This window comes from Arthrobacter sp. 05T420, from assembly GCF_056396305.1.
The window spans coordinates 19,486-44,940 of sequence record NZ_JBFTLG010000017.1 but is presented as its reverse complement, the minus strand read 5'-3'; the positions used below and the strand labels follow the sequence as shown (position 1 = coordinate 44,940).

The following is a 25,455-nucleotide window of genomic DNA, read 5'->3' as shown; positions in this document are numbered from 1 at the left end:
GCGCAACCAGCGGTGAGGGGGCGCTTCCCCTGTCAGTCCAAGCAATTCGAGGGAGAGGATCATGAGCGAACCGGCGTCCGGGGATACGGACCTCATTCTGGTCATTGTCCGCGAGTTCAGGGCCCCGATCCAAGGCGTGTGGTCCGCGTTGACGGACCCGGACCAGGCCCCGCAGTGGTGGGGTCCGCGCGGCTTCCATGTCCCGCGTGAGAGCGTCGACGCGGACCTCGAAGTCGGCGGACTGTACCGCGCCTGCATGATCCAGGACAGCACCGGGCAGCAATTCTGGTGGAGCGGAGTGCATACCGATGTTGAGCCGCCGCACTTGTTCGTGTTCACCCATGCCTGGGACAGGCCCGACGGCACCCGCGGCTTCGAAACCGAGGTCACGATCCGGTTGGAAGAGGTCGACGGCGGCACGCAGATGACGTTCACCCAGGGGCCGTTTGATTCCGCGGCCAGCCGCGACCGCCACGGCGAAGGGTGGCGTGAATCGTTCGATCGGCTGGCGAATCACCTCAGCGTTGCCGCCTGAGCCTGGGCGGGTTGCCGGACGGGTTGCCGGGACACACCGTCAGGCTAGTTCGCCCTGCAGGTTCCGGCGGGCCGGCTCCAGCCACAGACCGCGGGCGCGGTCCGTATGGAAGAGCGGATCCAGCCGCAGCAGCCCGCGGACGACGGCGGCACGGCCGGCAGCGAAGTCGGCGTCGCCGATATGAGCGAAGTCTTCCCGGACGGCGGCCACGTAGCGGGCGTAGGCCTCCGGTTCCCCGCCGAGCACAGAGAGGTCGGCGTCACTGAGCAAAGCGCCGCCGTCGTCCCCGGGCTCCGGACGGTGGTCTGCCGTCAGCAGCACCAGGCGGACCACTTCGTCCACCTCGGCGGCCGGGAGACCTGCATGCCGGAGCCGGTCTTCGGCAAGCCGCGCCGATTCCTCCTCGTCCTGTCCCGCCACGCCGCGGTAGACGGCATCGTGGAACCAGGCGGCCAGCACCACGGTCCGGGGCGGATCGGCCGGATGGCACAGCAGGTCCAGGGCCTCCAGTACCGCCAGCAGATGGGTGCGGCCGTGGTACTTCCGGTGCTCCTCGCCCCAGCGGTCCATCAGGTCCAGGAAGAGGGCGTCGTGGCCGGGCAGTGCCTCGTTCCAGCGGTTCAGGAGCGGAACCCGGAGGGCCTTGCCGCGCCGGCGGGCCGGGATCCTCAACCCGCTGGCGATCAGCTTGCGGACCAGGACCCTGCCCTCCACCGGGACGGCTCCGGCCGCCACCAGGGCCGTGTACCTGGCCTCGGCGACGTCGTAGTGGTCGCCGTCGAACGCCCGCTCGGGGATGCCGGCGGCCGCTGCGAAGGCGTGCAGCTCCTCGAGTGAGGTGTCCGAGACGAGGTGCGAAAAGTGGGTTCCGTGGGCAGGCCAGAGCGGCGGATCGACGTAGACGGCCATGGTGGCAGTCTAGTCCTGTCCGCGGACACCGGCACGGGCACCGGCACGGTCCGTCGTCGGAGGCCCCAGACGGCGTCGGGCGGGCTTTTGGCGGGCTCTGGCGGGGGTCACACCGCGACGGCGGGGCGGATGTTCTGGTTGCCGCGGAAAACGTTCCCGGGATCAAACTCGCGTTTCACTTCTGCCAGCCGGTTGTAGTTTTCGTCGCCGTAGGCCGCGCGGATACGGGCTTGTCCTTCGTCGCCGATGAAGTTCAGCCAGACGCCTCCGGTGGCGTAGGGGGATATGTCCTGGCGGAAGCGCTTGACCCAGGCCTTCGCGTCCTGCCCGCCCTGCGGGGTGTCGCCCAGACCGAACGGGTGGCTCACCCAGCTGGCGCTCCGGTTCAGCAGCGGGGTGGCCGCGGCGGCAGGCCCGCTCACCGCCCCGCCCCAATGGGCTATCAGCTGCTGGGAACTTGGCCCCGGGAGGTTACATGCCGGCCACGGAATGGCCGCCGGCGCGGACGGCGACGTCGAGGCCGTGGGTCTTCGCGTAGGCCAAGGCCTCGGTCACCTCTTCTGGGTCGGCGCACGGGGCAATGACCGCTGGATGGCGGTCGATCATCGCGTTGAAGATTCTTCGAGTTTCGTCGTATTCCGGGTGACCCGGCCTGACCCACCTCATGGCAGTGCTCCTGGTGACCGCGGTTCCACCCCACTTTTAGAGCTTACCGACCGCGCGCCAGCTGTGGCTACGGCCCGTTGCTCGGCCAGTGAGCCGCGGACGGCGCGGACCAGGTGGCGGGATGGATAGCCGCGTGGTTAGCCGCGGGCGTGTGGCGAGTTAGTCGCGGGCCTCCCGGATCGGGTGCTGGCTGACGATGGAAACACGGTTGAATGCGTTCATCGTGATCGCCAGCCAGCTGACGGCGGAAAATTCGTCGGCCGTCAGGTGCCGGCGAGCCTGTGCGCTCTCGTGGTCGCGGGCTTGGGCGTCAGCGATGGTGGTGATGGCCTCGGCCAGCGTCAGGGCTGCGCGTTCCTTTTCGGAGAAGAGAGTTGTGTCGCGCCATGCAGGGAGAACGGCCAGGCGCTGGGCCGACTCGCCGTTCTTGACGGCATCGCCCACGTGCATGTCAAGGCAGTAGGCGCAGCCGTTAATCTGCGAAATGCGGACATTGAGCAGCTCGATCAGCGTCTCGTCCAGCCCGGCATCGCTGGCGGCTTCTTTGGCCTTCAGGCCCAGCCCGTTGAGTGCGCGCCAGGCAGCAGGATGCGCCTTGTCGAGGAATACATTCCGCTGCTCAGGACTCTGCTGCTGGGGATTCTGCCGTGCTGCCGTCTCAGTCATGGATTCCACAATACCGACGAGCCTCCGCGCGGCCGGGAGCGGCGTGTGACAGTTTTGTCAAACATGTGACAAGCTTAGGGGGTGGGAGTGTTTTGGTCCGGTGGCCGGCTCCTTGGGGGACCCAGCCACCGGACCACTCCTTCCGAACCGCTCCTTCCGGACAGGCCGGGGCCGGGCTTCGCCCCCCGAGTCTAGAAGTGCCCAGCCGCGTTGAGCTCTGCAAAGCCGAGCTCCGTCGGGCCGATCTTCCCCAAGCCTGCTGGGGGACATGTCCAGCTGTGCGGGCCAGCTGAGGGCATGCCCCGTGGCCAAGTGTGGAAGCCGAGGACATGTCCAGTTTTAGCGCCCGGAAATGCGCACAACGGGTGTATGTCCAACGGTGTGCGCCAGGGGAGGGCGTGCCCCGTGGCCAAGTGTGGAAGCCGAGGACAAGTCCGGTCTTCGCGCCGTTCTGGCCCAGACCGAGGGGACGTGTCCAGTCCCAGGCCTGGGCGCTGGACATATTCGGACTATGTCCAGTCTTCGGGTTCGGGGGAGGACATGTCCCCGGGCCGGGCCAGGTCGGTCGGCGGCGGCCGCGCCTCCCAGGCCGGCGGGCAATCCGCCCCTAGACAGGCGTTTCGCTGTCGGCAAACATGGAGCCAGCGTCCCTCATTGCAAAGTTGAGCGATGTAGACTCAACTTCGATATCAGGACCATTCCGAAAGGAGCCCTCTTTGGACGCCAAATTCACCACCAAGAGCCAGGAGGCTCTCGCCGCTGCCGCCATGAACGCCTCGACCGCGGGAAATCCGCAGCTTGAGCCCGCTCACCTGCTCAAGGCGCTCATGGACCAGCGGGAGGGTGTCGCCGTCGCACTGCTCCGAGCCGCCGGCGCAGACCCGGACGCGGTCAGCGTCCAGGCGAGCACCGCCATCAAGGCTCTGCCGTCGTCGTCCGGGAGCAGTGTGCAGCAGGCCCAGTTGTCCCGGGCCGGCCTGCAGGCGATCAAGAATGCCCAGAATGAGGCGGAGCGCCTCGGGGACAGCTTCGTCTCCACCGAACACCTGCTGCTGGGCCTGGCCGCCGGGAGCGACGGAGTCGGGAAGCTCCTGCGCGAGGCCGGCGCCTCCCATGAGGCGTTGCTGGCCGCCCTGCCGGGCGTTCGTGGCGACCGCAAAGTGGACAACGCCGACCCGGAAAACGCGTTCCAGGCGCTCGAGAAGTACGGCACGGACCTCACGGCGGTCGCCCGCTCCGGCAAGCTGGACCCGGTGATTGGCCGCGATGCAGAGATCCGGCGCATCATCCAGGTCCTGAGCCGGCGCACCAAGAACAACCCCGTCATTATCGGCGAGCCCGGCGTCGGCAAGACCGCCGTCGTCGAGGGCCTCGCCCAGCGGATCGTGGCCGGCGACGTGCCCGAAAGCCTGCGCGGCAAGACCCTGATCGCCCTGGACCTCGCCTCGATGGTGGCGGGGGCCAAGTACCGCGGCGAGTTCGAGGAGCGGCTCAAGGCCGTGCTGGAGGAGATCAAGAACTCCGAGGGCCAGATCGTCACGTTCATCGATGAACTCCACACAGTGGTGGGTGCCGGCGCCACCGGGGACAGCTCCATGGACGCCGGCAACATGCTCAAACCCATGCTGGCCCGTGGCGAGCTGCGGCTGATCGGCGCGACCACGCTGGACGAGTACCGCGAGAACATCGAAAAGGACCCCGCCCTGGAGCGCCGGTTCCAGCAGGTCTACGTGGGCGAACCAAGTGTGGAGGACACCATCGGCATCCTGCGCGGACTCAAGGAACGCTACGAGGCCCACCACAAGGTGTCCATCTCCGACTCCGCCCTCGTCGCGGCGGCGACCCTCTCCAACCGGTACATCTCCGGCCGGCAGCTGCCGGACAAGGCAATCGACCTCGTGGACGAGGCCGCGTCCCGGCTGCGCATGGAAATCGATTCCGCCCCGGAGGAGATCGACCAGCTCCGGCGCCAGGTGGACCGCCTGACCATGGAGGAACTGGCCCTGGCCGGCGAGACCGATCCCGCCTCGATGGAACGCCTTGCGGCACTGCGCGCGGACATGGCGGACAAGAAGGAGGAGCTCGCGGCCCTGAACGCCCGGTGGGAGGCCGAGAAAGCAGGCCTTAACCGGGTGGGCGACCTGCGGGCCAAGCTCGACGAGCTCCGCTCCGCGGCCGACAAAGCCCAGCGCGAAGGGGACCTAGAAACGGCGTCGCGGATCCTCTACGGCGAGATTCCCGCCCTGGAACGGGAACTGAACGCCGCTGCCGAGGCCGAGGCCGCCGTGCCCGACAAATCGAGGCAGATGGTGGCCGATGAGGTCACCGCGGATGACATCGCCGAGGTGATTTCGGCCTGGACTGGCATCCCCGCGGGGCGCATGCTGCAGGGCGAGAGCCAGAAACTGCTGAACATGGAGCACGTCCTGGGCGAGCGACTGATCGGCCAGAAGAAGGCCGTCGCCGCCGTCTCCGACGCCGTACGCCGTGCCCGCGCCGGGATCAGCGACCCCAACCGGCCCACCGGCTCGTTCCTGTTTCTCGGCCCTACCGGCGTCGGCAAGACCGAGCTCGCCAAGTCCCTCGCGGACTTCCTCTTCGACGACGAGCGCGCCATGGTGCGGATCGACATGTCCGAATATTCGGAGAAGCACTCCGTGGCCCGGCTCGTTGGGGCGCCTCCCGGGTATGTCGGCTACGAGGAGGGCGGCCAGCTCACCGAGGCCGTGCGGCGGCGCCCGTACTCGGTGCTGTTGCTGGACGAGGTGGAAAAGGCCCACCCGGAGGTCTTCGACATCCTCCTGCAGGTGCTCGACGACGGCCGGCTCACCGACGGTCAGGGCCGCACCGTGGACTTCCGCAATGTGATCCTGGTGCTCACCTCGAACCTGGGCAGCCAGTTCCTCGTGGACACCAACCTCGACGCCGTGGCCAAGAAGAACGCCGTCATGGCCATGGTGAACGCCTCCTTCAAGCCGGAGTTCCTGAACCGGCTCGATGAAGTGGTGCTGTTCGACCCCTTGAGCGTGGAGGAGCTGTCCGAGATCGTGGAACTGCAGGTCAAGGAGCTGGGCGAGCGGCTCAAGGGCCGCCGGCTGAACCTCGAGGTTACCGAGGGCGCCCGCGCCTGGCTGGCCGTTTCCGGCTTCGATCCCGCCTACGGCGCCCGGCCGCTGCGCCGTCTGGTGCAGCGCGAGATCGGCGACCGGCTGGCCAAGGCCATCCTGGCCGGCGAAATCACCGACGGCGACACCGTCCTGGTGGACACCGCGCCGGATTTGATGGAACTCACCATGGGCGGGCTGGAGGAGAGCTACGTGCCCGACGGCGGCGCGGGCACCGGCGCCGGACTCTCGGTCCGGCGCAAGGAGTAGGCGCCGAGGCCAAGAGTGCGCTAAAGCGCCACAAGCAGCCGGGCTGGTCCCGGCTGCTTGTGGGTTAAGATCGTGCGCCATGCCGGCACGCCAGATCCGTGCGCTACTGCAATGCGCTGAACCAGCGACTGAAGCCGGCTAGCGCTAGGGCAGCAGGGACTCCTTGATAACGTTTCCGGCGTCCGTCACGGCGTAGCAGTCGACTCGACGGTCGGCTCTCTCCCAGCTGCGCGAGCTTGGGTAGGCCAACTTGTAGCTCAGGTTGTACGCGCCGGCCTTGTCCGTCAGCGGAGCCGCCTTGCAGGCATCGCGCGCTCTCTGCTTGAGCGCGTCCCGGCCCGGGTAGGACTCGTTTTCGCCGTACTTCTCCACCGCGACCAGCTGGGCCGAGTGGCCGGTGGCGCAGTCCACCACGGTGGACTGCTGCGCATCCGGGTCGAAGTCCTTGAAGCAGTCCCGCAACTGGAAGTCCAGGGGGCTGACGCCTTCCAGGGGCAGGGTTCCGCGGCTGGCCGGGGCCGACGCCGACGAGGCCGCGGGGGTGGGGCTGCCGCCTTCGGCAGGGGCTTGGCTGCTGCCGGCGAATGCGGCCACAGCCCACCAGACCAGAAGCCCAAGCGCGACGATAAGGGCCGCGGCCACGCCCAGCCGCTTTGGCCCTTGCCTGCGGATCCGCCGGACCGCGGGGCGGAGCCGTCGGGCCAAGGGGCGGGCTCGGCGGGCCAGGGGGCGCGCTCGCTTCGAGAGTGCGCGCATGCTGCCAGCGAAGGTGCGGCCCGAGGGCTTCGCCGCTGCGGGCGCCGACGAACGATTCGTGGACCGCGCGGGTTCGGCTGTAAGAACGGGCAGGGCGGACGTCGGCGGCCTCGAAGGCGGCGGCGGGATGGACCCGGCGTCGTGCCTTGGATTCTCTTCAGTCACTGAGAAATTCACCACTTCCGTGCGTCTTCGCCGGGGCTGGAAGCCCGGCGTCGCGGCCCTTTTCTGGGCGCACATCACGAAACTCTATCGAAGATGCGCGGCACGGCGCATGTGCCGGTGGCCGCGGGCACCGTGGCGGGAGGCGCCACGGTGTCCACAGGGGGCAGGCCGGCGAGCAGTTGACGCCGAAAGCATGTAATCTAGGTGTACGACAAATTGACCAAACATTCCGGGGCCTCACCGATCGCCAAAGGTGACCACCTCCGGTCCAAGTACAAAAGGGGGTCACGCCATGGGGCGCGGCCGTCAAAAGGCAAAAGCTACCAAGCAGGCTCGGGACATCAAGTACTACTCCCCGAACACTGACTATTCGGCCCTTCAGCGCGAGCTCACGGGCCCGGGAAGTCGTGCCACGAGCCACTTCGCGGATGACCCGGTCGAGCCGGATTATTCAGCGTATGTGGATAAGTACGCGGACGATGTGGAAGACGACGACGACGAGGTTGATTCCCGTCGTATAGGTTAGTCGACGCTTCCCCGGCAGTTTTCTCCGGGGGATCCTTCCGGCACTGCGGGCCTGCCAAAGATTTTCAGGCCGCCGGCCACCCCTGTTTTCAGGCGTGGCCGGCGGCCTTTCTTGTACCCGAGCGTTTCCAACCTTGCCTGCGCCGCAGCCCGGCAAGTGATCCGCTCGGCAATACCCGGAACGGAGCAAACCACACGCCCGGCGTCCGCGGGACCGGCTAACGCTGCTAGGGGACGGCACGTGCCTCGTTGGCGTTCAAGAGCCGACCGCCCGCCAGCGTGCCGAAGGCCTTCACGAAATGCGCGCCGGCAGGGAGCAAATCTGCCAGGATCGAGGCTGCTGATTCGCCCTCCGGCAGCGTCGTCGTGAAGCCGCTGTTACCGATCCCGGTAATTGCAGTAGTCACTTCGACCTCCAGATTCAGGTGGCAGAAAGCCTACGACCGGAGGAATCTGCATGTAAACGGCCTCAGATTATTGATTCGGGGATGACAGTTTTCCCGGTCTTGGCGGCTAACTCGCCCTCGAGTAACTGGCGGAGGGGCGCGTCACGCCGGTTGGCACGCAAGGCGCTGAGCAGCGCTGATACAGTCCTGCTTTGGAGTAGGTTTATCTCCGGCCCACATTGGATTATCCGGAGGACCCGCAGCCCATGGACTACAGAGTCGCCCGAGAGCAGGCGCAGGCCGCGGAAGAAAGCCTGCAGTTGCCTGAGCCGGTCTCAATGCGTTCCATCCAGGCGCATCTGGAAGCAGCCAGGGGACGCAGGATTGTCATCAAGCCCATGGACAACACCCCGACGGACAAGGTCTGCGGTCTGTGGTTCGGTCTGGACACAGTGGACCTCATCTTCCATGCCAAGACCGCCTCGGAGGTCTACCGACAGCAGATCGTTCTGCACGAGTTTGCCCACATGGTCCTCCGCCACGAGCAAGAGGACCTTTCGCACGACTACGCCAAAGCCTTCTTCCCGGACCTCGATCCGGAGCGCGTCGTCTCGGCGCTGAAGCGTACCGACTTGTTCGACGAGCTCGAGGTGACAGCTGAGCTCCTTGCGGACCGGCTTGCGTCCCGTATCCGCCGCTCCGGCCAGCGGCCTGACGCGCAGCCCGGCAACTTCGGGGCGGTCTTCGGATGATGCAGTTCCTCATGGCAGCGGCACTGTTCCTGTTGGCCGGGGCCCGCATTCCCGCCCTGCTTCGCAACAGGACCGACCTGGTGTTCTCCTGTGCCGTGTTCGGGGCCGTCGGCTCTTTGCTCATGTCCCCGGCTGTCTACGTTCCCGTCGACACGGCCTTGGGCGGGATGAACCTGGTCAAACTGGTCCTGAACTCCCTGATGATCATCTCTCTCTGGTATCTGCGCCTCGCTGCATACGCCGCTATCGCCCCGGAAGCCGGCGGTCGCCGGTCCTGGTGGACACGCACCCTGCCTCTGACGCTCACGCTGACCCTGCAAACCGCGTTCTTCCTTCTCACCGGACCCACCATCACGACCCCCGCCTGGGGCATCTATGAGGACCGCTTCCCGGCTCTCCTGTTCTCACTGATGCTCACCCTCTTTATCTGTTCGATGAGCGCGGAAATTGCCGTGATCTGCTTCCGCTACGTTCCGCGTATGAGCCGCTCATTCCGTGTCGGTTTCTCCATGCTGGGCGCAGGCTGCATCATGGGTTTCCTGGTGATGGCCGAGATGTGCCTCTCCCTGCTGGCCCGACACCTGACGTTTCTGGCCATACTGGTCAGGCCTGATTTCCCATACCATCAGCTGGAACTGGTCGCGACCGTCCTGGCCGGCGCCGGACTCACGATTCCGGCGGTTGCCGGCAGGGCTGCCCGCAGAAGCCTGCACCGCTGGAACACCGAAACCCTCGCACGCGTGGAGTCCATCTGGGCCAAAGCGCTGCGGAGCACTTCTCTTGACCGGACCCTTGAGGCCGACCCCCAGGCGCCGGTACAGGACAGGCTGCACCGGATGATTGTCGAAATCTGGGACGCTGACCTCGCCGCCGACACTTCGGCGACCTTCCTGACCGCGGAGGAGCGCAGCTACCTGCTCTCCGTCGAAGCAAAACTCCATATCTCCCCTGCCCGGGCATAACCTGCGGCAGCTACAGAAGGCTCGCCATCCCCGCCACAGCGAGGACCCTGGCGACGACAGGAGATGAAAGCCCGGCTGATGAAGCGCGATCCTACGACACCGGCATCGTCATCTACGAGATCATCGCCAGCGGCTTCGAGCACGAACGAAGCCATGCCATGATCGAACTGCTCCGAACCGCCCGTCGTTTCCCTTGGTGCGCCATGGTTTCGCCGGCGCAGTTGTCACCGGCGGGGCCCCGGGCTAGGTTGTTGGTGCCGGATTTTCCCGGATGCGACCCAGATGCCCGGAAGGACTGCCATGACCATGCGCACAGGATTCGCTGAGGGTGAGCTCTGCTGGACGGACCTCCAGACCAGCGATGTGGAGGCAGCCAAGGCCTTCTACGCGGAGGTTTTCGGCTGGCGGTACGAGGACCTGCCCACCCCGGACGGGCGGAGTTACGCCAAAGCCTTCCTCGGCGATGCCTTGGTCACGGTGCTCGCGCCGCAGAACGCCGAGCAGGAAGCCGCGGGCGAACCGGGCCGGTGGAACGTATATTTCGCGGTCGAGGACGCCGGGGATCTGGCTGGCGAACTGGCCCATTCCCCGGGAAACCTTGAATTCGGCCCCGAGGCGATCGGAGACACCGGCGTCATGGTCTTCTTCGCCCCGCCCGGCGGCGGAACCACAGGGGCCTGGCAGGCGGGCAGCCATTTCGGAGCCGGCCGGAGCCAGGAACCGGGTACTTTGGCCTGGGCCGAGCTGCTGACGCCGGAGCCGCAGGCCGCCGTCGGCTTCTTCCAGCAGCTCTTCGGGCACGAGGTGACGGAATACCCCCAGGACGACGGCGGCACGTACACCACGCTCATGGTGGGCGGCACCGAGGTGGCCGGCATCGCCCGGGTTCCCGGCGACGCGCAGGGCACCCTCGAGCCGGGATGGCAGGTCTATTTCGGCGTCTCCGATGTCGCGAAGGCGGTGCAGGCAGCGGTGGCCGCGGGCGGTGTCGTACTGATCGAACCGGACGAGGTCGAGGAAGCCGGCACGATCGCCACGCTCCAGGACCCGCAGGGCGGCGTCTTCAGCCTGCTGGAGGTCTAGGCCTTAACCATCGAGTGCTCCACAACTGCCGTTTTCAGGTCTCAAAACGGCAGTTATGGAGCACTCGATGGGGGTTAGGAACCCTTAGGCGTAGGCGTTGACCAGCCGGACGGCGCCGCCGTCGACGCCCTTCGCGCCCTGGACGTAGTCCGGACCCGTCTTGATGACCGAGTCGGAGTTCTCGTTGACGGTGCCCATGATCCAGGACGGCAGGCCGCGGTCGTTGAGCCGGTTGACGGCGGCGTCGGCCGCTTCCGGCGAAACGATGGCGACCATGCCCACGCCCAGGTTCAGGGTGCGCTCCAGATCGGCCAGCGGGACGTTGCCGAGCTCGGCCACCAGCTTGAAGATAGCCGGGAGTTCCCAGGTGGAGCGGTCCACGGTGGCCAGCAGGCCCTGCGGGAGGACCCGGGCGAGGTTGGCCGCGAGGCCGCCGCCGGTCACGTGGCTGAAGCCGTGCACCGCCCTGCCGGCTGCTGAGCCGTTGACCGGGAAAGTGCGGGCCAGGTCCAGGCAGTCAGCGGCGTAGACCCGGGTGGGCTCGAGGAGCTCCTCGCCCAGGGTGCGGCCGAGTTCGGAGACCTGGCGGTCCAGGGCCCAGCCGGCGTGGTTGATGACGCGGCGGACCAGCGAGTAGCCGTTGGAGTGCAGGCCGGAGGAGGCCATGCCGATCACCACGTCGCCGGCGCGGACACGGTCCGGGCCGAGCAGCGCGTCGGCCTCGACAACACCGGTGGCGGCGCCGGCGACGTCGTACTCATGCTCGCCGAGGAGGCCCGGGTGCTCGGCGGTTTCGCCGCCCACCAGGGCGGTGCCGGCGACCGAGCAGGCGGCCGCGATGCCGCGGACAATGTCGGCGATCCGCTCCGGGACCACCTTGCCGCAGGCGATGTAGTCGGTCATGTAGAGCGGCTCGGCGCCCACGACGACGATGTCGTCCACAACCATGCCGACGAGGTCGAAGCCGATGGTGTCGTGGATGTCCATGGCCTGGGCGATTGCCACCTTGGTGCCGACGCCGTCGGTGGAGGTGGCCAGCAGCGGGCGCTTGTAGGTGAGCAGCCGGGAGACGTCATAGAGGCCGGCGAACCCGCCGACGCCGCCGATCACCGAGGCGTTGTGGGTTGCCTTGACGGCGCCCTTCATGAGTTCGACGGCGCGGTCTCCCGCTTCGACGTCGACGCCTGCGGAGGCGTAGGTGATGCCGGTGTTTTGGGCGGCGTTCATGTCAGCGGCCGGGGAGGCGGAAGTCATACTGGCTCTTTCTTGTCGGCTGTGGTGACGCGGTCGGCATCGGTGAGCAGTTCTTCGAATTCGGAGTCCGGCCCCGGATCGCACCCGGTGGCACCGGCCTTCTCGGCGGGATCGTCCGAGATCGCGGTGCCCGGTTCGGCGTCGGACTCCGATGCCGCAGCCGCGGACGCCGTGCCGGCGGAGGCCGGAGCGGGGGTTGACGGCAGCCCGCCGAGGTCCGTGCGCTCGAGCAGGTTCTTGCCGAGCTTGTCCGCGCCGGGCAGCTCGATCGGGTACTTGCCGGTGAAGCAGGCGGTGCAAAGACGCTCACGCGGCTGCCGGGTGGCGTCGATCATGCCGTCTTCGGAAATGTAGGCGAGCGAGTCGGCGCCGATTGCCTGGGTGATTTCATCGATGGTGGCGCCGTTGGCGATCAGTTCCGCGCGGGAGGCGAAGTCGATGCCGTAGAAGCAGGGCCACTTGACCGGCGGTGAGGAAATCTTGATGTGGACGCTTGCGGCGCCGGCTTCCCGGAGCATCCGCACGATGGCGCGCTGGGTATTGCCGCGGACGATCGAGTCATCCACCACCACAACACGCTTGCCGCGGATCACGGATTCGAGGGCGTTGAGCTTGAGCCGGATGCCGAGCTGGCGCAGCGTCTGCGAGGGCTGGATGAACGTGCGGCCCACGTAGGAGTTCTTGACGAAGCCGTGCGCGAAGGGGATGCCGGATTCCTCGGCGTAGCCCACGGCCGCGGGGGTGCCCGATTCCGGCACGGGGATGACGATGTCCGCTTCCTGGGTGTTTTCGCGGGCCAGCTGGCGGCCCATTTCCACACGGGATTCGTACACCGAACGGCCCGCAATGGAGGCGTCCGGGCGGGCGAGGTAAACGTATTCGAAAACGCAGCCGGCCGGCGTCGCCTCGGCGAAGCGCTGCGAGCGGACGCCGTCCTCGTCGATCGCGATGAACTCGCCGGGTTCGATTTCGCGGATAAAGCTGGCGCCGACGGTGGCGAGGGCGGACTGCTCCGAAGCCACCACCCAGCCGCGTTCCAGCCGGCCCAGGCAGAGCGGGCGGATGCCGTAGGTGTCCCGGGCCGCATAGAGGGTGCCCTCATCCATGAAGACGAAGCAGAAGCCGCCCTTGATCTTGGGCAGCAGCTCCATGGCGGTCTGCTCAAGGGACTTGCCCTCTTCGCCCTCCAGGAGTGCGGTGACCAGGGCCGTGTCCGAGGTGTTGCCCTGTTTCATCTCGCCGCTGAGGTTTCCGCCGTTGCGGTCCTCGATCATTGCCTTGAGCTCGGCCGTGTTGGTCAGGTTGCCGTTGTGGGCGAGGGCCACGGTACCCGTGGTGGTCGCGCCCAAGGTGGGCTGGGCGTTGGCCCAGTGGCTCGCACCCGTAGTGGAATAGCGGCAGTGGCCGACGGCCAGGTGCCCGGTCAGGGTGTTCAGGGTCGTCTCGTCGAAGACCTGGGAAACGAGGCCCATGTCCTTGTAGACGTTAATCCGCTTGCCGTCGCTGGTTGCAATACCAGCCGACTCCTGGCCGCGGTGCTGCAGTGCATACAGCCCGTAGTAGGTGAGTTTTGCTACTTCTTCACCGGGTGCCCAGACCCCGAAGACGCCGCATGCGTCCTGAGGGCCTTTTTCGCCTGGGAGAAGATCATGAGAAAGTTTTCCATCGCCGCGTGCCACTGGTCGATTATCTCACGATGTGCGCTAAGACTTTTCCGGCGGCCGGTTTATGACCTGCCGCCCTGTTGGGGCGGGGTTGAGGCGGCGGGGTCGAGACGCGGCTCAGGCGCGGTCGTCGTCGGCGTCCGGTGCGGACTCGACGACGGCGCGCTCGGCGCGGCGGACGCTCATGCGGTCCAGGACCAGCGCGACCAAGGCACCCAGGATGACGCCGCCGGCCGCGCAAAGGACCATGAAGAAGCCGAACACCGAGCCAGCGTCATAGCCCTCGTCGCCGGGAAGGGCGTAGGCGATGATGGCCGCGACGGCCACGCCCACCAGCCCGCCCAGGATCAGGAAGGGAACATATTTCGGTGCCCGGCGCACGGTGACCGCGCGGCGCTCCGGAACGTTCCCCGGAACGTTGCCGGGGGCAGGCTCCCGGTGGGGGTCGTTGCCTGCTGTGCCGGGGGTTTCGTGGGAAGACATGCCATTAAGCCTACTGCCCTTGGACTCATTGCCGGGGCCCGGTTCCCGGAGCAGACTAGGGCTACGTACAGACGAGCTAAGGAACCGCCATGTTAGCCTCAGCCGCCCGCATTCGCGACGAGCAGCGCATGATCTGGGATGAGTTCTCGGCGGGCTGGCACAAGTGGGACGCTGAACTGGTCGGCTGGCAGGCGCCGTTCGGGGACGCACTCCTCAAACAGCTGCCGCTGCGCCCCGACTCCCGGGTGCTGGATGTCGCGGCGGGCTCGGGGGAACCCGGTCTCACGGTGGCCGAGAGAGTGCCGGAGGGCAGCGTGGTCTTGGCCGATATCTCGGCGGGGATGCTCCGCGTGGCCGAGGAGAAGGCATCGGCCCGGGGCCTGACCAACGTGGACTTTGAGGTGTGCGACGCTGCCGCTATGCCCTTCGCGGACAGCACGTTCGACGCCGTGTACTGCAGCTTCGGCCTGATGTTTTTTCCGGTGATGTCCGCGGCCATGGCGGAGATGGCACGCACCGCCAAGCCGGGTGCCCGCGTTGGCGTCGTCGTCTGGGGGCGCGCTGCGGCCAACCCCTGGGCCAGCCTGATCCTGGGCACGATCGCCCGGCACCGGGAACTGCCCATTCCGCCGGCGGGCACTCCCGGGCTGTTCCGCTGCGCACCAACCGGTTTCATGACCCGGATGTTCAAGGACGCCGGTCTGGTCGAGGTGACCGAGCGCCAGGTCAGCACCGATCAGGTGCACGACTCTCCCGAGAGCTACTGGGAGTTCATGACTGACATCGCGACCACAGTGGCGATGGGCCTGGCCAAGGCGGACGAGGCGTCGCGGGACCTGATCCGCCAGGACGTGTTCGCGCTGCTGGGCCGCTATGAGCACGACGACGCGATCCGGCTCCGGTCGACCGCCACGGTGGTGGCGGGGACCAAGGTGTAGCTCAGGCGGGCGACGCCGGTCCGGACGCGTCCGCGATGATCGCACGCACGCTGTTATTGCGTTTGTCGTGGGTCAGTTCCACGAGGCCCAAGGCTTCGAGCAGGGGCGGCAGGTACATCCCGAACCGTCCCCGGTAGCCTTTGCGCAACCCGTACCACCCGCCCACGGGGTTTTCCGGGTCGCGGCCCCAGGCTTCCACTGACCCCTCCGCTGCCGGCTTGTTTTCGTCGGCGGCGCCCAGCGGAACCCAGTCCACCTTCTCCATCAGCCACAGGTGCAGGTCATCCAGCGCCCGGAGGTGGTATTTGAGGGTGGTGGAACCGACCTGGCACACCAGCGCCGGGGGATCGGACTCCTCGTCGCGGTACATCGAATACTCCGAAGTGCCCGGGGCCGTCTTGAGCTGCCAGGGATCCTGCTTGGTGCCGTTCGCCACGCTGTACCGCCTTCTGTCCGGCCGGATGCCCGGCGCCGATGGACCGAGCCTACCGAGCCATCCGGCGCGCGGCGAGGCCGGCGGCGGGAGAGAGCCGTGCCCTGTTAGGCGCCCAGCGCTTCCTTCAGCGCCGCCACGTGGCCCTGGGCCTTGACCTGGTACTGCGCCAGCGTCACCTTGCCCTCGGGGTCCAGCACCACGGTGGAGCGTACGATGCCCTCCGTGACCTCACCCTGGATCAGCTTCTCGCCCCAGGCGCCGTAGGCCAGGGCGACGGCGTGGTCCTCGTCGGCCAGGAGCGGGAAGGTCAGGGCGAAGTCTCCGGTGAAGTGGGCCAGGGCCTCGGGGGCGTCGGGGGAGATGCCCAGGACTTCGTAGCCTGAGCCCTGCAGGGACGCGAGGTTGTCGCGGAAGTCGCAGGCCTCGGTGGTGCAGCCCGGGGTGGCGGCCTGCGGGTAGAAGTACACAATGACGTTCTTGCCGCGGTAATCGGCGAGGGCAACCGGCTTGCCTTCGGCGTCCGGCAGCGTGAAATCCGGGGCCGGTGTGCCGGGCTGAAGCTTGACGGTCATGTTTGCGCTCATGGTGATCCTTCGGGAGTGGACAACGGGTCTGTGATGCACAACATCGTGGCCCGGGGCTCTATTCCGGTGCTGCATACCGCCGCCTGAGACTATCAAGAACCCGTCCCGGACGGCTTGCCAGGCTCGGGCCCTGACAGCTCATTCATAGGTGCCGCATAGCTGCCGTGCTTAACTTGGAGCCATTATGGAACAGCAAACTCCACGACAGCCACGTTTCGGATCCCGGCGCACGGCCACGGGACGGCAGCCAACGCCTGCCCGGTTCCGGGCCCGGATTCAGGTGGTCTGTGCCGCGGTGCTGGCCCTCGTACTGGCCCTAGGCATCTATTCCTTCGCGGACCGCTCGACGGCGGCAGATCTCACAACGACGTCTGCCGCGACGACTGGGGAGGCCAGTGCCTCGCCCTCATCCAGCCCCGAGGCGGCCGCCCCGGCTGCCCGAAAAGTCGACGCGGCACTGGGCGCGCGCATCCAGGCGATTCTCGATGCCAACAGCCAATACCAGATCGGCGTGGCGGTGGTCGACCTCTCCCAGAACGCCGGCTCCGCGGACGTCAACGAATATGGGGTCCGGGATAAGTTCGTGGCCGCGAGCACCGCCAAAGTCCTGGCCGCGGCGGCCTACTACCACCTGGTAGAAACCGGAGCGGCCACCCTCGATGACCCCTTAGGCAGCTACACCGCCGGATTCCAGCTCCGGGAGATGATCCAGCAGAGTGACAACGACTCGTGGTCGCTGATCATGAATGCCGTGGGCCACGAGGAACTGACGGAGTACGCGGCCTCGCTGGGCGTGAGCTATGACCCGACAACCAACACGCTGACACCGGCGGAAATGGCGACGATCGTCTCCCGCCTCTACTCCGGGACGCTCCTGAATGCCGGGAACACCGCCCAACTGCTGTCCTATATGCAGGACACCAACTACGAAACGCTCATTCCCGCCGCAGCGCCGGCAGGGATCACGGTCTTCCACAAGTACGGGCTCCTGGGCGGTGAACTGCACGACGCCGCCATCCTCACGCAAGGCGACGCCGCCTACGCCCTCGTCATCTACACCAAGGGCCAGGGCCTGAGCGACGATCCGGAACGCACCGAGGTGATTCATCAGCTGACGCAGGCGGTGGCGGGCGCCCTCTTTTAGCGAGTTCTAGCGAGGCGTTTCCGGATAACCGCGGCAGAATCGGACCATCGCACCGCGGATCCCTCGCCCCAAGGCGGCGCGGAAATCCCAGAGCAGCGCGGACCATCCGGCGGGCCCCTAGATGCCGAGCGCCTCCCGCAGCGCCCGGACGTGGCCCTGCGCGCTGACCTGGTACTGCGCCAGGACCACATTCCCGTCGGGGCCGACAACCACGGTGGAGCGGACGGTTCCTTCGCGGACTTCGCCGTCCACCAGCTTCTCACTCCACGCCCCGTACGCCAGGGCCGTGGCGTGGTCCTCGTCGGCGAGCAGCGGGAACGTGAGTGCATGTTCCGCGGTGAAGGCGGACAGGGCCTCCGGTGCGTCAGGTGAGATACCCAGGACCGCGAAGCCCGCGCCCTGGAGGGCCGCAAGGCTGTCGCGGAAGTCGCAGGCCTCGGCCGTGCAGCCAGGGGTGGCAGCGCGGGGGTAGAAATAGACAATGACGCTCTTGCCGCGGAAATCGGCCAGGGAAATCCGGTGCCCCGCAGCGTCGGACAGCGTGAATCCGGGCGCGGGAGTCCCACTGTGCAGTCTGGTGGTGCTGTTGAGTTTGGTCGTCCTGTGCAGTCTGGTGGTGCTGTGCAGTTTGGTGGCAGTTGTGGACTGCATGCGGTTCCTTTGATCGGGGGTCGGGATAGTGACGGGAGGGAACTCAGATGCTGTATTCCGCCGGTCCGCGCACCGTTGCCCGCGGGCCGGGGACGAAGCGATAGCCGCCACTGCGGACGGTGACGACGGCGTGCCGGCAGCCTTTGAGTTTCCGGCGTAACCGGCCGACGTACACGTCGATGGACCGTGTTGCCGCACCCGGGGTATCGAATGCGTCGAGGCAATGCTGCAGCTCCTGCCGGCTGACCGTGCGGGAGCAGTTCTGCACGAGGCATCTTAGGAGGGTGAACTCCAGCTCGGTCAGGGGCACCGGCTCGCCATCGAGCTTGGCGTCCCCGGCCGCGAGGTCGACGGCGAGCCGGCTGATGCTGCCGGGGGCGGGCGCCGGGCCCGCGCCGCCGTCGTCGCCGGTGGTGTCCCCCGCGGGAACCTCTGGTGCGGTTCCCGCGGGGGTGCTGTCTTCCGGGGACCGGACGACAGCGGACGTTGCGGCTCCGGCGGCGGGCCTAAAGTGGACTTCCGCCTCCGGGGCACATCTGAGGGCGCGGGCGAGCACGAGCTCGGCCGCGCGGGCCAGTACGGCCGGGTCACAGTCGGTGGCTTCCGGCAGGGTGACCCAGACGGCCAGACCCTTCGCGGTGAGGGCGGCGTGCCGGGCCCGTGCGGGAAGGGCCTGGCCGCGGCTGGCTTGCCGGGCCCTTCCGTGCACGTTGTGTCCGGCACCGGCCACGGCCGCCTGGCTCATACTCCGCCGCGGCGGATGAGCTTTCCGCCGGGGGTCTGGCCATCGATCAGGGTGCCGCGCAGGAATGTTTTCCGGACCACACCCGAGAGTGCCTTGCCGTCGTAGGGCGTGATGGGGTTCTTGTGCTTGAGCTGGGACACATCCACGACGAAGGCTTCGTCGGGCGCAAAGACGGCGAAGTCGGCGTCGTACCCCAGCGCGAGCTGGCCCTTGGTTGAGATGCGTGCCAGGGCTGCCGGCTTCTCGGCCATCCAGGAAACCACCTGCTCCAGGGAGATGCCGCGGTGCCGGGCCTCGGTCCAGATCAGCGACAGGCCCAGCTGCAGCGAGGAGACACCGCCCCAGGCCACGGCGAAGTCGCCGTTTTCCAGGTCTTTCAAATCCAGGGTGGAGGGCGAGTGGTCCGAGACGATGCAGTCGATGGTGCCGTCCTGCAGGCCTGCCCACAGCAGTTCGCGGTTGGAGGCTTCGCGGATCGGCGGGCAGCACTTGTAGGCCGTTGCGCCGTCCGGGATTTCCTCGGCCGTCAGCGTCAGGTAGTGCGGGCACGTTTCGACGGTGAGGTGGACGCCGTCGCGCTTGGCGGTGGCGATCATGGGGAGCGCGTCGGAGGAGGACAGGTGCAGGATGTGGGCGCGGGCGCCGGTCCAGCGGGCCCGTTCAATGACCTCGGCGATGGCCTTGTTCTCGGCGCCGCGGGGGCGGGACGCCAGGAACGTGGAGTAGTGGTCGCCGCCCGGGTGGGGTGCGTGGTCGATCGCGTGGGAGTCCTCGGCATGAACGATCATGAGCGAGTCGAAGGACTTCAGCTCGGCCATGTCCTCTTCCATCTCGTCCGCTTCCAGGTGCGGGAACTCGTCCACACCGGAGTGCAGCAGGAAGCATTTGAAGCCGAAGACGCCCTCGTCGTGCAGCGGCCGCAGTTCGTGCTTGTTGCCGGGGACGGCTCCGCCCCAGAAGCCCACGTCCACGAACGCCTGGTCCTCGGCCACCTCGCGCTTGAGTTTCAAGCCTTCCACCGTGGTGGTGGGCGGGATGCTGTTCAGCGGCATGTCGATGATGGTGGTGACGCCGCCGGCCGCGGCCGCCCGGGTGGCGGACGCGAAGCCCTCCCACTCGGTGCGGCCGGGCTCGTTGACGTGCACGTGCGTGTCCACCAGCCCCGGAATGAGCGTTTCGTCGTCGGCGAGCTCGATCACCTCCGTGCCGGCAAGTCCGTTGCCGAGCGGCTCGATGGCGACGATCTTCCCGCCGCGCACACCGACCTCGCGGGCTGCGAGACCGGCGGTGGTGAGAATGCGCCGGCCCCGGATGACGAGGTCAAAGCTGTTTTCAGACATTGAGGGTCTCCTTTGTGCGGGCACTGTTCCCCGGCGCAATGCTGGCGGGCACCAGGCCCGGCAGTTCCGCGCCGATTTGCTTTCCCAGTTGCTCAAGCAGGGGTCTTGGTTCGGCTATACATATTTCTACATTGGCCTCGAGCGATGTCAGCGGGTAGACCTGCCGGAATCCGGAATCCGCCTGCTGTTCCCGCGTCAGCGTGGTACGGCCGCAGACGGCCACCACCGGCACGCCGGCCCGTGCAGCCGCCCTTGCAACGCCCATTGGTGTCTTGCCCAGCAGGCTCTGCTCGTCGAGGCTGCCTTCGCCCGTGATCACCAGGTCCGCGCCGGCCAGCCGCTCCGCCAGCCCGGTGAATTCAAGGACCACGTCGATGCCCGGCCGGCGGGTCGCGGCCAGAACCGCGATCGCGGCGTAGCCCACGCCGCCGGCTGCCCCGGCGCCCGGCGCCCCGGCGGCTTTCCCTGCGCGCGGCCCGATTTCGGCCCCGAGCACGTCTGCAAAGTGGGTCAGTGCGGCGTCGAGGACCGCTACGTCCTCAGGCGTAGCGCCCTTCTGCGGGCCGAAGATCGCCGCGGCACCCTGGGCGCCGAGCAGCGGGTTGTCCACGTCGCTGGCGAGCACGAAACGTGCCCCGTCCAGGCGGGAATCGAACCCGGAGAAGTCGATCCAGGCCAGCCGGGCGAGGGCCGCGCCGCCGGGCGGCAGAACACCACCGTCGGCGTCGAGGAATCTGGCGCCGAGTCCCTGCAGGAGCCCGGCTCCGCCGTCGGTGTTGGCGCTGCCGCCGACGCCCAGAATGATCTGCCGGCACCCGGCGTCGAGCGCTGCCCGGATCAGTTCCCCGGTGCCAAGGCTGGTGGCGCCTTTGGAGTCCTTGACGCCGTCCGGCAGGACGGCGAGGCCGGATGCGGCGGCCATCTCAATGACCGCCGCGCGGCCGCGGACCGCGAACTCTGCTCGGAGCGGGGCGCCGGTGGGGCCGCTGACGACGGCGCTGCGGCGGGTGAAGCCGGAGCCGACGGCGGCATCGAGGGTGCCCTCGCCGCCGTCGGCCACGGGAATCCGCAGTACCTCCAGGTTGCCTCCGCATGCCCTCTGGAGCCCCGTTTCAAGGTGCCGGGCGACGTCCGGGGCCGAGAGCGAGCCTTTGAACTTGTCCGGCGCAATGACCACCCGCATCTCAGGCCTGCAGGGCCAGGATGGCGGTCGGGGCGTCTTCGGCGGTCTCGGCCAGGGCCTCGAACTCGTTGACGGCGTTGATCTCGGTGCCCATGGAGATGTTGGTGATCTTCTCCAGGATCACTTCGACCACGACGGGAACCTGGAACTCGCCCATGAGGGCCATGGCCTTGTCGAACGCGGCCGGCAGGTCCTCAGGGGTTTCCACCCGGATGGCTTTGCAGCCCAGGCCCTCTGCCACTTTGATGTGGTCCACGCCGTAGCCTCTGGCGGTTTCGGAGAGTTCGGTGGAGTTGATGTTCTCGAACGCCAAGGACACGTTTTGTTCCATGTTGAACCCGCGCTGGGACTGGCGGATCAGCCCCAGGTAGGAGTTGTTGACCACCACGTGGATGTACGGCAGGTTGAACTGTGCGCCCACGGCCAGTTCTTCGATCATGAACTGGAAGTCGTAGTCACCTGACAGGGCAACAACGGTCTGGTCCGGCTTGCCGCGAACCACGCCCAGCGCCGCGGGGGCCGTCCAGCCCAGGGGGCCTGCCTGTCCGGCGTTGATCCACTTGCGCGGGCCGAAAACGTGCAGCATCTGGGCACCGGCGATCTGCGACAGCCCGATCGTGGACACGTAGGTGGTGTCCTTGCCGAATGCCTTGTTCATCTCCTCGTACACGCGCTGGGGCTTGATCGGCACGTTGTCGAAGTGGGTCTTGCGGTGCAGGGTGGCTTTGCGTTCGGAGCATTCGGTAACCCAGGCGCTGTAGTCCGGCAATGACCCGGCGGCGCGGCGTTCCCGGGCCAGTTCCAGCAGCCCGTCCAAGGCGGCCCCGGCGTCGGAGGCAATGCCGAAGTCCGGGGAAAATACGCGGCCAATCTGGGTGGGCTCGATGTCGATGTGCACGAACGTGCGCCCGGCGGTATAGGTGTCCAGCCCGCCGGTGTGGCGGTTGGCCCAGCGGTTGCCGATCCCGATCACGAAGTCGCTGCGCAGGAAGTTCTCGTTGCCGTAGCGGTGGCTGGTCTGCAGGCCCACCATGCCGGCCATGAGTTCGTGGTCATCAGGGATGGCGCCCCAGCCCATCAGGGTGGGGATCACCGGGACGTTCAGCAGCTCAGCCAGTTCCACCAGTTGCCCGGAGGCGCCGGCATTGATGATGCCGCCGCCGGCCACGATCACCGGGCGCCCGCCCGCGGTGAGCATGTCCAGTGCCTTGTCCAGCTGCTTCCGGCTGGCCTTGGGCTTTTCCACGGGCAGTGGCTCGTAGGTGTCGATGTCGAATTCGATCTCGGCCATCTGCACATCGATCGGCAGGTCCAGCAGGACCGGGCCCGGGCGGCCTGAGCGCATCAGCTGGAAGGCCTTCTGGAAGGCGCCGGGGACCTGGCCCGGTTCGAGGATGGTCATGGCCAGCTTGGTGACGGGCTTGGCGATGGACTCGATGTCCACGGCCTGGAAGTCCTCCTTGTGCAGCTTGGCAACAGGTGCCTGGCCGGTGATGCAGAGCATCGGAATGGAATCGGCCCACGCCGCGTACAGGCCGGTGATCATGTCCGTGCCGGCGGGGCCGGAGGTGCCGATGCAGATGCCGACGTTGCCGTCCTTGGCCCGGGAGTACCCGTCGGCCATGTGGCTGGCGCCTTCGACGTGGCGGGCCAGGGTGTGGCGGATGCCGCCGTGGGCCCTCATGGCCGAGTAGAACGGGTTGATCGCCGCGCCTGGCAGGCCGAACGCCTCGGTGGCGCCCTCCTTCTCCAGGATGGCGACGGCTGCGTCTACAGTGCGCATCTTCGTCATGGTGTGCTCCTTGAAAGTCTGTTTTTGGGTGTGCTTGAGGTGCCGGCGTCGTGATGGACGACGGCGGATGTGAGCGTGTGTGGGTGGGGCTGGTCCGGATTCGGGTGGGCCCGCGGCGTAGGGGCTAGCTGCGGCCGCTGAGCTGGAGGACCTGCTTGAAGAGGCCGGAGTGGTCCAGGCCGCCGTCGCCCTGGTTGACGGTGGCGGCGACGAGTTGCGCGACGACGGCGCCGAGGGGGACGGCGACGTTCGCCTCGCGGGCCGCGGAGGTGACGATGCCGAGGTCCTTGTGGTGCAGGGCCAGGCGGAAGCCGGGATCGAAGTTGCGGTCGAGCATCTTCTGGCCCTTCTGGTCCAGGACCTTGGAGCCGGCCAGGCCGCCGCCGAGGACCTTGAGGGCGGCGTCCGTGTCCACGCCGTAAGCCTCAAGGAAGGCGATGGCCTCCGCAAGGACCTCGATATTGACCGCGACGATCAGCTGGTTGGCTGCCTTGACGGTCTGGCCGGAGCCGGAGGGGCCGACATGGACGATGGTCTTGCCCACTGCGTCAAGGACATCCCGAGCGTCCTCGAAATCTACCGTTTCGCCGCCCACCATGATGGACAGGGCCGCATCGATGGCGCCCTGTTCGCCGCCGGACACCGGGGCGTCGAGGGGACGGATCCCGGCGGCGCGGGCGTCATCGGCGAGGCGCTTGGCGACATCCGGGCGGATGCTGCTGGCATCGATCCACAGCGCCCCCTTCTTGGCGTTGGCGAAGACGCCGTCCTTGCCGCTGACGACGCCCTCAACATCAGGGGAGTCCGGCACCATGGTGATGACGACGTCGGCGTCCCTGACGGCCTCCGCGATGCTCGCGGCACCCGTGCCACCTTCGGAGACGAGCTTGTCGATCTTGTCCTGGCTGCGGTTGAAGCCGGTCACGGTGTGGCCGGCCTTGACCAGGTTGATGGCCATGGGCAGGCCCATGATTCCGAGCCCGATGACTGCAACGTTGCTCATAGTGGTTCTCTTTCTGAAGTCTTTGGATGCGGTTTTAGCGCGGGTGTGTTGTTTAGGGGTTGGCTACCGGGAGACGCGCTGGCGGATGGCCCAGCTGAACGCGGTCGCCGCCGGCTCCTTGTATTCCAGGCCGATGTATCCCATGTAGCCGAGTGCGCGGCTGCGGGCGATCCATTCGCCGAGGGGAAGCTGCCCGGATCCGGGAGCCCCGCGGCCGGGGTTGTCGGCGATCTGGATGTGGCCGAAGTCCTTGGCGTGCTTTTCGATGACGGCGGCGACGTCGTCGCCGTTGGCCGCCAGGTGGTAGAAGTCGGCGAGGAGCTTGATGTTCTCGGCGCCGGATTCCTGCTTGACCCGGGCAATGACGTCGAGGGCGTCCTGGGCCTTGAGGAGCGGGTACTTGGGGGCGCCGCTGACGGGTTCCAGGAGCACCGTGCCGCCGATGCGGGCGACGCCGGCGGCCGCCGTCGCCAGGTTTTCCGCGCCGATGGCGTCCTGCCGCTCAGCGGATTCGCCGGCAATGCGGTTGCCGTAGAGGGCGTTAAAGGCCTTGCAGGCGAGGCGCTCACCGATGCCGGCGACGACGTCGATGTTGTCCTGGAATTCGGTGGAGCGTGCCGGCCAGGAGACCAGGCCGCGGTCGCCGCCGGGCATGTCGCCGGCGTTGAAGTTCAGGCCCGTGAGCTGCACGCCGGCGTCGATGATGGCCCGTTCGAAGCGGGTGATCTCGGCGTCGCCGGGGACTGATGTTGCGAACGGCCACCAGAACTCGACGGCGTCAAAGCCGGCAGCCTTCGCCGCGGCGGGGCGCTCGAGGAGGGGCAGTTCGGTCAGCAGGATGGAGCAGTTCACTGAATACGTCATGGCGGGTTCTTTCCGGTCTGGGTGGGAGCTGGATCCCGGGCGTCGTTGCCCGGCTACCTTTCCTGAATGAATTCCACTGTGATAATTTCCACAGTATTGATTTCCACTTTGTGGAATTAAGATTCTGCTTTATGAAAAGTGTAGGGAAGGTAGGGCGGGGGAGTCAAGGGGTGCGTGGAAGCGCGGCGGGTGAACGCGGGGTGTGGGCTGCGGGGGAGGCTCGTGCGAATCCCGTGTTTCGGGTCCGGCGTTTCAGGGCGGGGCAGTCCGGGGCGTGTGGGAAACAGCCCGGGGGATTTATCTACCCTTGCGGGGGTCCTTTCGGGCCGCCAGGCCGACGAGGGCGCCGAGCCCAATGCCGATCAACAGGCCCGTGAACGGCTGGTCGACGGTGGTGGCTCCGATGGCGAAGCCGAGGGCCGCACCAAGGAGCATTCCGATCGACAGGGATTCGTACTTCACACGCTCAGGCTAGCAAGCCTCGCGGGGGCCACAAGGGGTCACGGTTCTGGCACCGCGGATGGCTCCGGAGCGCCGTATGGCCCGGAACCACGAAGGGGTCCGCCCCGGCCTGCGGGGCGGACTCCATGGCGTG

The 25,455-nt window shown here is 67.4% G+C and carries 26 protein-coding genes and 1 pseudogene; 8 read left to right on the top strand and 19 right to left on the bottom strand.

Annotation, left to right across the window (positions count from 1 at the left end; genetic code table 11):
* Positions 1-61 precede the first annotated feature (61 nt).
* Positions 62-535 (top strand): SRPBCC family protein, encoded by a 474-nt coding sequence (locus AC1DEM_RS16645; protein ID WP_476885410.1) that lies wholly within the window; start codon positions 62-64, stop codon positions 533-535.
* 39 nt (positions 536-574) lie between these two features.
* On the opposite strand, the gene AC1DEM_RS16640 is transcribed toward AC1DEM_RS16645, so the two are convergent.
* From AC1DEM_RS16640 to AC1DEM_RS16625, 4 genes are all read right to left on the bottom strand, one after another.
* Entirely contained in the window at positions 575-1,444 is an 870-nt protein-coding gene (locus tag AC1DEM_RS16640) for a DUF4031 domain-containing protein (RefSeq protein WP_476885409.1), read from the bottom strand.
* 107 nt (positions 1,445-1,551) lie between these two features.
* The gene (locus tag AC1DEM_RS16635; protein WP_476885408.1) at positions 1,552-1,866 is read right to left on the bottom strand and encodes a BBE domain-containing protein; all 315 of its coding nucleotides are present in this window, start codon (positions 1,864-1,866) and stop codon (positions 1,552-1,554) included.
* Between the two features lie 49 nt (positions 1,867-1,915).
* Positions 1,916-2,110, bottom strand: a complete 195-nt coding sequence (locus tag AC1DEM_RS16630; protein ID WP_476885407.1) for a hypothetical protein — start codon at positions 2,108-2,110, stop codon at positions 1,916-1,918.
* A gap of 159 nt (positions 2,111-2,269) precedes the next feature.
* Positions 2,270-2,776 (bottom strand): carboxymuconolactone decarboxylase family protein, encoded by a 507-nt coding sequence (locus AC1DEM_RS16625; protein ID WP_476885406.1) that lies wholly within the window; start codon positions 2,774-2,776, stop codon positions 2,270-2,272.
* Between the two features lie 716 nt (positions 2,777-3,492).
* Here AC1DEM_RS16625 and clpB point away from each other — a divergent pair.
* Positions 3,493-6,150, top strand: coding sequence for an ATP-dependent chaperone ClpB (gene clpB / locus AC1DEM_RS16620; RefSeq protein ID WP_476885405.1), 2,658 nt, complete (start codon positions 3,493-3,495; stop codon positions 6,148-6,150).
* A gap of 144 nt (positions 6,151-6,294) precedes the next feature.
* On the opposite strand, the gene AC1DEM_RS16615 is transcribed toward clpB, so the two are convergent.
* Positions 6,295-6,792, bottom strand: coding sequence for a septum formation family protein (locus AC1DEM_RS16615; protein ID WP_476885404.1), 498 nt, complete (start codon positions 6,790-6,792; stop codon positions 6,295-6,297).
* 571 nt (positions 6,793-7,363) lie between these two features.
* On the opposite strand from AC1DEM_RS16615, the gene AC1DEM_RS16610 reads away from it, so the two are divergent.
* Positions 7,364-7,597, top strand: a complete 234-nt coding sequence (locus AC1DEM_RS16610) for a DUF3073 domain-containing protein (RefSeq protein ID WP_018774150.1) — start codon at positions 7,364-7,366, stop codon at positions 7,595-7,597.
* Positions 7,598-7,823: 226 nt separating this feature from the next.
* Here the strand turns inward: AC1DEM_RS16610 and AC1DEM_RS16605 are convergent, their stop codons facing one another.
* The gene (locus AC1DEM_RS16605; RefSeq protein WP_476885403.1) at positions 7,824-8,003 is read right to left on the bottom strand and encodes a hypothetical protein; all 180 of its coding nucleotides are present in this window, start codon (positions 8,001-8,003) and stop codon (positions 7,824-7,826) included.
* Positions 8,004-8,248: 245 nt separating this feature from the next.
* Between AC1DEM_RS16605 and AC1DEM_RS16600 the strand changes: the two genes are divergently transcribed.
* From AC1DEM_RS16600 to AC1DEM_RS16590, 3 genes are all read left to right on the top strand, one after another.
* Positions 8,249-8,734 (top strand): hypothetical protein, encoded by a 486-nt coding sequence (locus AC1DEM_RS16600; protein WP_476885402.1) that lies wholly within the window; start codon positions 8,249-8,251, stop codon positions 8,732-8,734.
* A gap of 11 nt (positions 8,735-8,745) precedes the next feature.
* The gene (locus tag AC1DEM_RS16595) at positions 8,746-9,696 is read left to right on the top strand and encodes a hypothetical protein (RefSeq protein ID WP_476885401.1); all 951 of its coding nucleotides are present in this window, start codon (positions 8,746-8,748) and stop codon (positions 9,694-9,696) included.
* A 300-nt stretch (positions 9,697-9,996) separates the two neighbouring features.
* On the top strand, positions 9,997-10,779 hold the full coding sequence (locus AC1DEM_RS16590; RefSeq protein ID WP_476885400.1) for a VOC family protein: 783 nt from the start codon (positions 9,997-9,999) through the stop codon (positions 10,777-10,779).
* Between the two features lie 84 nt (positions 10,780-10,863).
* On the opposite strand, the gene purM is transcribed toward AC1DEM_RS16590, so the two are convergent.
* From purM to AC1DEM_RS16575, 3 genes are all read right to left on the bottom strand, one after another.
* Complete coding sequence (gene purM, locus AC1DEM_RS16585; protein WP_476885399.1) at positions 10,864-12,033, bottom strand: phosphoribosylformylglycinamidine cyclo-ligase; 1,170 nt, start codon at positions 12,031-12,033, stop codon at positions 10,864-10,866.
* The gene (purF, locus tag AC1DEM_RS16580; RefSeq protein ID WP_476885398.1) at positions 12,030-13,712 is read right to left on the bottom strand and encodes an amidophosphoribosyltransferase; all 1,683 of its coding nucleotides are present in this window, start codon (positions 13,710-13,712) and stop codon (positions 12,030-12,032) included. The genes purM and purF overlap by 4 nt, the downstream gene beginning before the upstream one ends.
* A gap of 102 nt (positions 13,713-13,814) precedes the next feature.
* Positions 13,815-14,180: a hypothetical protein gene (locus AC1DEM_RS16575; protein WP_476885397.1), complete on the bottom strand. Its 366-nt coding sequence runs from the start codon at positions 14,178-14,180 to the stop codon at positions 13,815-13,817.
* A gap of 89 nt (positions 14,181-14,269) precedes the next feature.
* Here AC1DEM_RS16575 and AC1DEM_RS16570 point away from each other — a divergent pair, with 89 nt between their 5' ends.
* Positions 14,270-15,118: a class I SAM-dependent methyltransferase gene (locus tag AC1DEM_RS16570; protein ID WP_476885396.1), complete on the top strand. Its 849-nt coding sequence runs from the start codon at positions 14,270-14,272 to the stop codon at positions 15,116-15,118.
* A gap of 1 nt (position 15,119) precedes the next feature.
* Here the strand turns inward: AC1DEM_RS16570 and AC1DEM_RS16565 are convergent, their stop codons facing one another.
* Positions 15,120-15,554: a DUF6855 family protein gene (locus tag AC1DEM_RS16565; protein WP_377985765.1), complete on the bottom strand. Its 435-nt coding sequence runs from the start codon at positions 15,552-15,554 to the stop codon at positions 15,120-15,122.
* Positions 15,555-15,658: 104 nt separating this feature from the next.
* The gene (gene bcp, locus AC1DEM_RS16560) at positions 15,659-16,138 is read right to left on the bottom strand and encodes a thioredoxin-dependent thiol peroxidase (protein ID WP_476885395.1); all 480 of its coding nucleotides are present in this window, start codon (positions 16,136-16,138) and stop codon (positions 15,659-15,661) included.
* A 184-nt stretch (positions 16,139-16,322) separates the two neighbouring features.
* Between bcp and AC1DEM_RS16555 the strand changes: the two genes are divergently transcribed.
* Positions 16,323-17,282: a serine hydrolase gene (locus AC1DEM_RS16555; protein WP_476885394.1), complete on the top strand. Its 960-nt coding sequence runs from the start codon at positions 16,323-16,325 to the stop codon at positions 17,280-17,282.
* A gap of 117 nt (positions 17,283-17,399) precedes the next feature.
* Here the strand turns inward: AC1DEM_RS16555 and AC1DEM_RS16550 are convergent, their stop codons facing one another.
* The 8 genes and pseudogenes from AC1DEM_RS16550 to AC1DEM_RS16515 form a co-directional block, all read right to left on the bottom strand.
* Entirely contained in the window at positions 17,400-17,933 is a 534-nt protein-coding gene (locus AC1DEM_RS16550; RefSeq protein WP_476885393.1) for a peroxiredoxin, read from the bottom strand.
* 43 nt (positions 17,934-17,976) lie between these two features.
* Positions 17,977-18,678 (bottom strand): winged helix-turn-helix domain-containing protein, encoded by a 702-nt coding sequence (locus AC1DEM_RS16545; protein ID WP_476885392.1) that lies wholly within the window; start codon positions 18,676-18,678, stop codon positions 17,977-17,979.
* A complete protein-coding gene (gene allB, locus AC1DEM_RS16540; protein WP_476885391.1) occupies positions 18,675-20,018 on the bottom strand; it encodes an allantoinase AllB in 1,344 nt (447 codons plus the stop codon). The genes AC1DEM_RS16545 and allB overlap by 4 nt, the downstream gene beginning before the upstream one ends.
* Positions 20,011-21,201 (bottom strand): glycerate kinase, encoded by a 1,191-nt coding sequence (locus AC1DEM_RS16535; RefSeq protein ID WP_476885390.1) that lies wholly within the window; start codon positions 21,199-21,201, stop codon positions 20,011-20,013. Before AC1DEM_RS16535 ends, allB begins: the two co-directional genes overlap by 8 nt.
* Before the next feature lies 1 nt (position 21,202).
* Positions 21,203-22,993 carry a glyoxylate carboligase gene (gene gcl, locus AC1DEM_RS16530; RefSeq protein WP_476885389.1) on the bottom strand — a complete coding sequence of 597 codons (1,791 nt, stop codon included), beginning with the start codon at positions 22,991-22,993 and terminating at the stop codon, positions 21,203-21,205.
* Between the two features lie 124 nt (positions 22,994-23,117).
* Positions 23,118-24,014, bottom strand: a pseudogene (locus AC1DEM_RS16525) (2-hydroxy-3-oxopropionate reductase); the annotation flags it as partial.
* A 45-nt stretch (positions 24,015-24,059) separates the two neighbouring features.
* Positions 24,060-24,860, bottom strand: a complete 801-nt coding sequence (locus AC1DEM_RS16520) for a hydroxypyruvate isomerase family protein (RefSeq protein ID WP_476885388.1) — start codon at positions 24,858-24,860, stop codon at positions 24,060-24,062.
* A gap of 297 nt (positions 24,861-25,157) precedes the next feature.
* Positions 25,158-25,322 carry a hypothetical protein gene (locus tag AC1DEM_RS16515; RefSeq protein ID WP_476885387.1) on the bottom strand — a complete coding sequence of 55 codons (165 nt, stop codon included), beginning with the start codon at positions 25,320-25,322 and terminating at the stop codon, positions 25,158-25,160.
* Positions 25,323-25,455: the final 133 nt, after the last annotated feature.

Coding starts and splice junctions, on each gene's coding strand:
- AC1DEM_RS16645 (WP_476885410.1), top strand. CDS start 62: ATGAGCGAACCGGCGTCCGGGGATACGGACCTCATTCTGGTCATTGTC.
- AC1DEM_RS16640 (WP_476885409.1), bottom strand. CDS start 1,444: ATGGCCGTCTACGTCGATCCGCCGCTCTGGCCTGCCCACGGAACCCAC.
- AC1DEM_RS16630 (WP_476885407.1), bottom strand. CDS start 2,110: ATGAGGTGGGTCAGGCCGGGTCACCCGGAATACGACGAAACTCGAAGA.
- AC1DEM_RS16625 (WP_476885406.1), bottom strand. CDS start 2,776: ATGACTGAGACGGCAGCACGGCAGAATCCCCAGCAGCAGAGTCCTGAG.
- AC1DEM_RS16610 (WP_018774150.1), top strand. CDS start 7,364: ATGGGGCGCGGCCGTCAAAAGGCAAAAGCTACCAAGCAGGCTCGGGAC.
- AC1DEM_RS16600 (WP_476885402.1), top strand. CDS start 8,249: ATGGACTACAGAGTCGCCCGAGAGCAGGCGCAGGCCGCGGAAGAAAGC.
- AC1DEM_RS16595 (WP_476885401.1), top strand. CDS start 8,746: ATGGCAGCGGCACTGTTCCTGTTGGCCGGGGCCCGCATTCCCGCCCTG.
- AC1DEM_RS16590 (WP_476885400.1), top strand. CDS start 9,997: ATGACCATGCGCACAGGATTCGCTGAGGGTGAGCTCTGCTGGACGGAC.
- purM (WP_476885399.1), bottom strand. CDS start 12,033: ATGACTTCCGCCTCCCCGGCCGCTGACATGAACGCCGCCCAAAACACC.
- AC1DEM_RS16575 (WP_476885397.1), bottom strand. CDS start 14,180: ATGTCTTCCCACGAAACCCCCGGCACAGCAGGCAACGACCCCCACCGG.
- AC1DEM_RS16570 (WP_476885396.1), top strand. CDS start 14,270: ATGTTAGCCTCAGCCGCCCGCATTCGCGACGAGCAGCGCATGATCTGG.
- bcp (WP_476885395.1), bottom strand. CDS start 16,138: ATGAGCGCAAACATGACCGTCAAGCTTCAGCCCGGCACACCGGCCCCG.
- AC1DEM_RS16555 (WP_476885394.1), top strand. CDS start 16,323: ATGGAACAGCAAACTCCACGACAGCCACGTTTCGGATCCCGGCGCACG.
- AC1DEM_RS16550 (WP_476885393.1), bottom strand. CDS start 17,933: ATGCAGTCCACAACTGCCACCAAACTGCACAGCACCACCAGACTGCAC.
- AC1DEM_RS16545 (WP_476885392.1), bottom strand. CDS start 18,678: ATGAGCCAGGCGGCCGTGGCCGGTGCCGGACACAACGTGCACGGAAGG.
- allB (WP_476885391.1), bottom strand. CDS start 20,018: ATGTCTGAAAACAGCTTTGACCTCGTCATCCGGGGCCGGCGCATTCTC.
- AC1DEM_RS16535 (WP_476885390.1), bottom strand. CDS start 21,201: ATGCGGGTGGTCATTGCGCCGGACAAGTTCAAAGGCTCGCTCTCGGCC.
- gcl (WP_476885389.1), bottom strand. CDS start 22,993: ATGACGAAGATGCGCACTGTAGACGCAGCCGTCGCCATCCTGGAGAAG.
- AC1DEM_RS16520 (WP_476885388.1), bottom strand. CDS start 24,860: ATGACGTATTCAGTGAACTGCTCCATCCTGCTGACCGAACTGCCCCTC.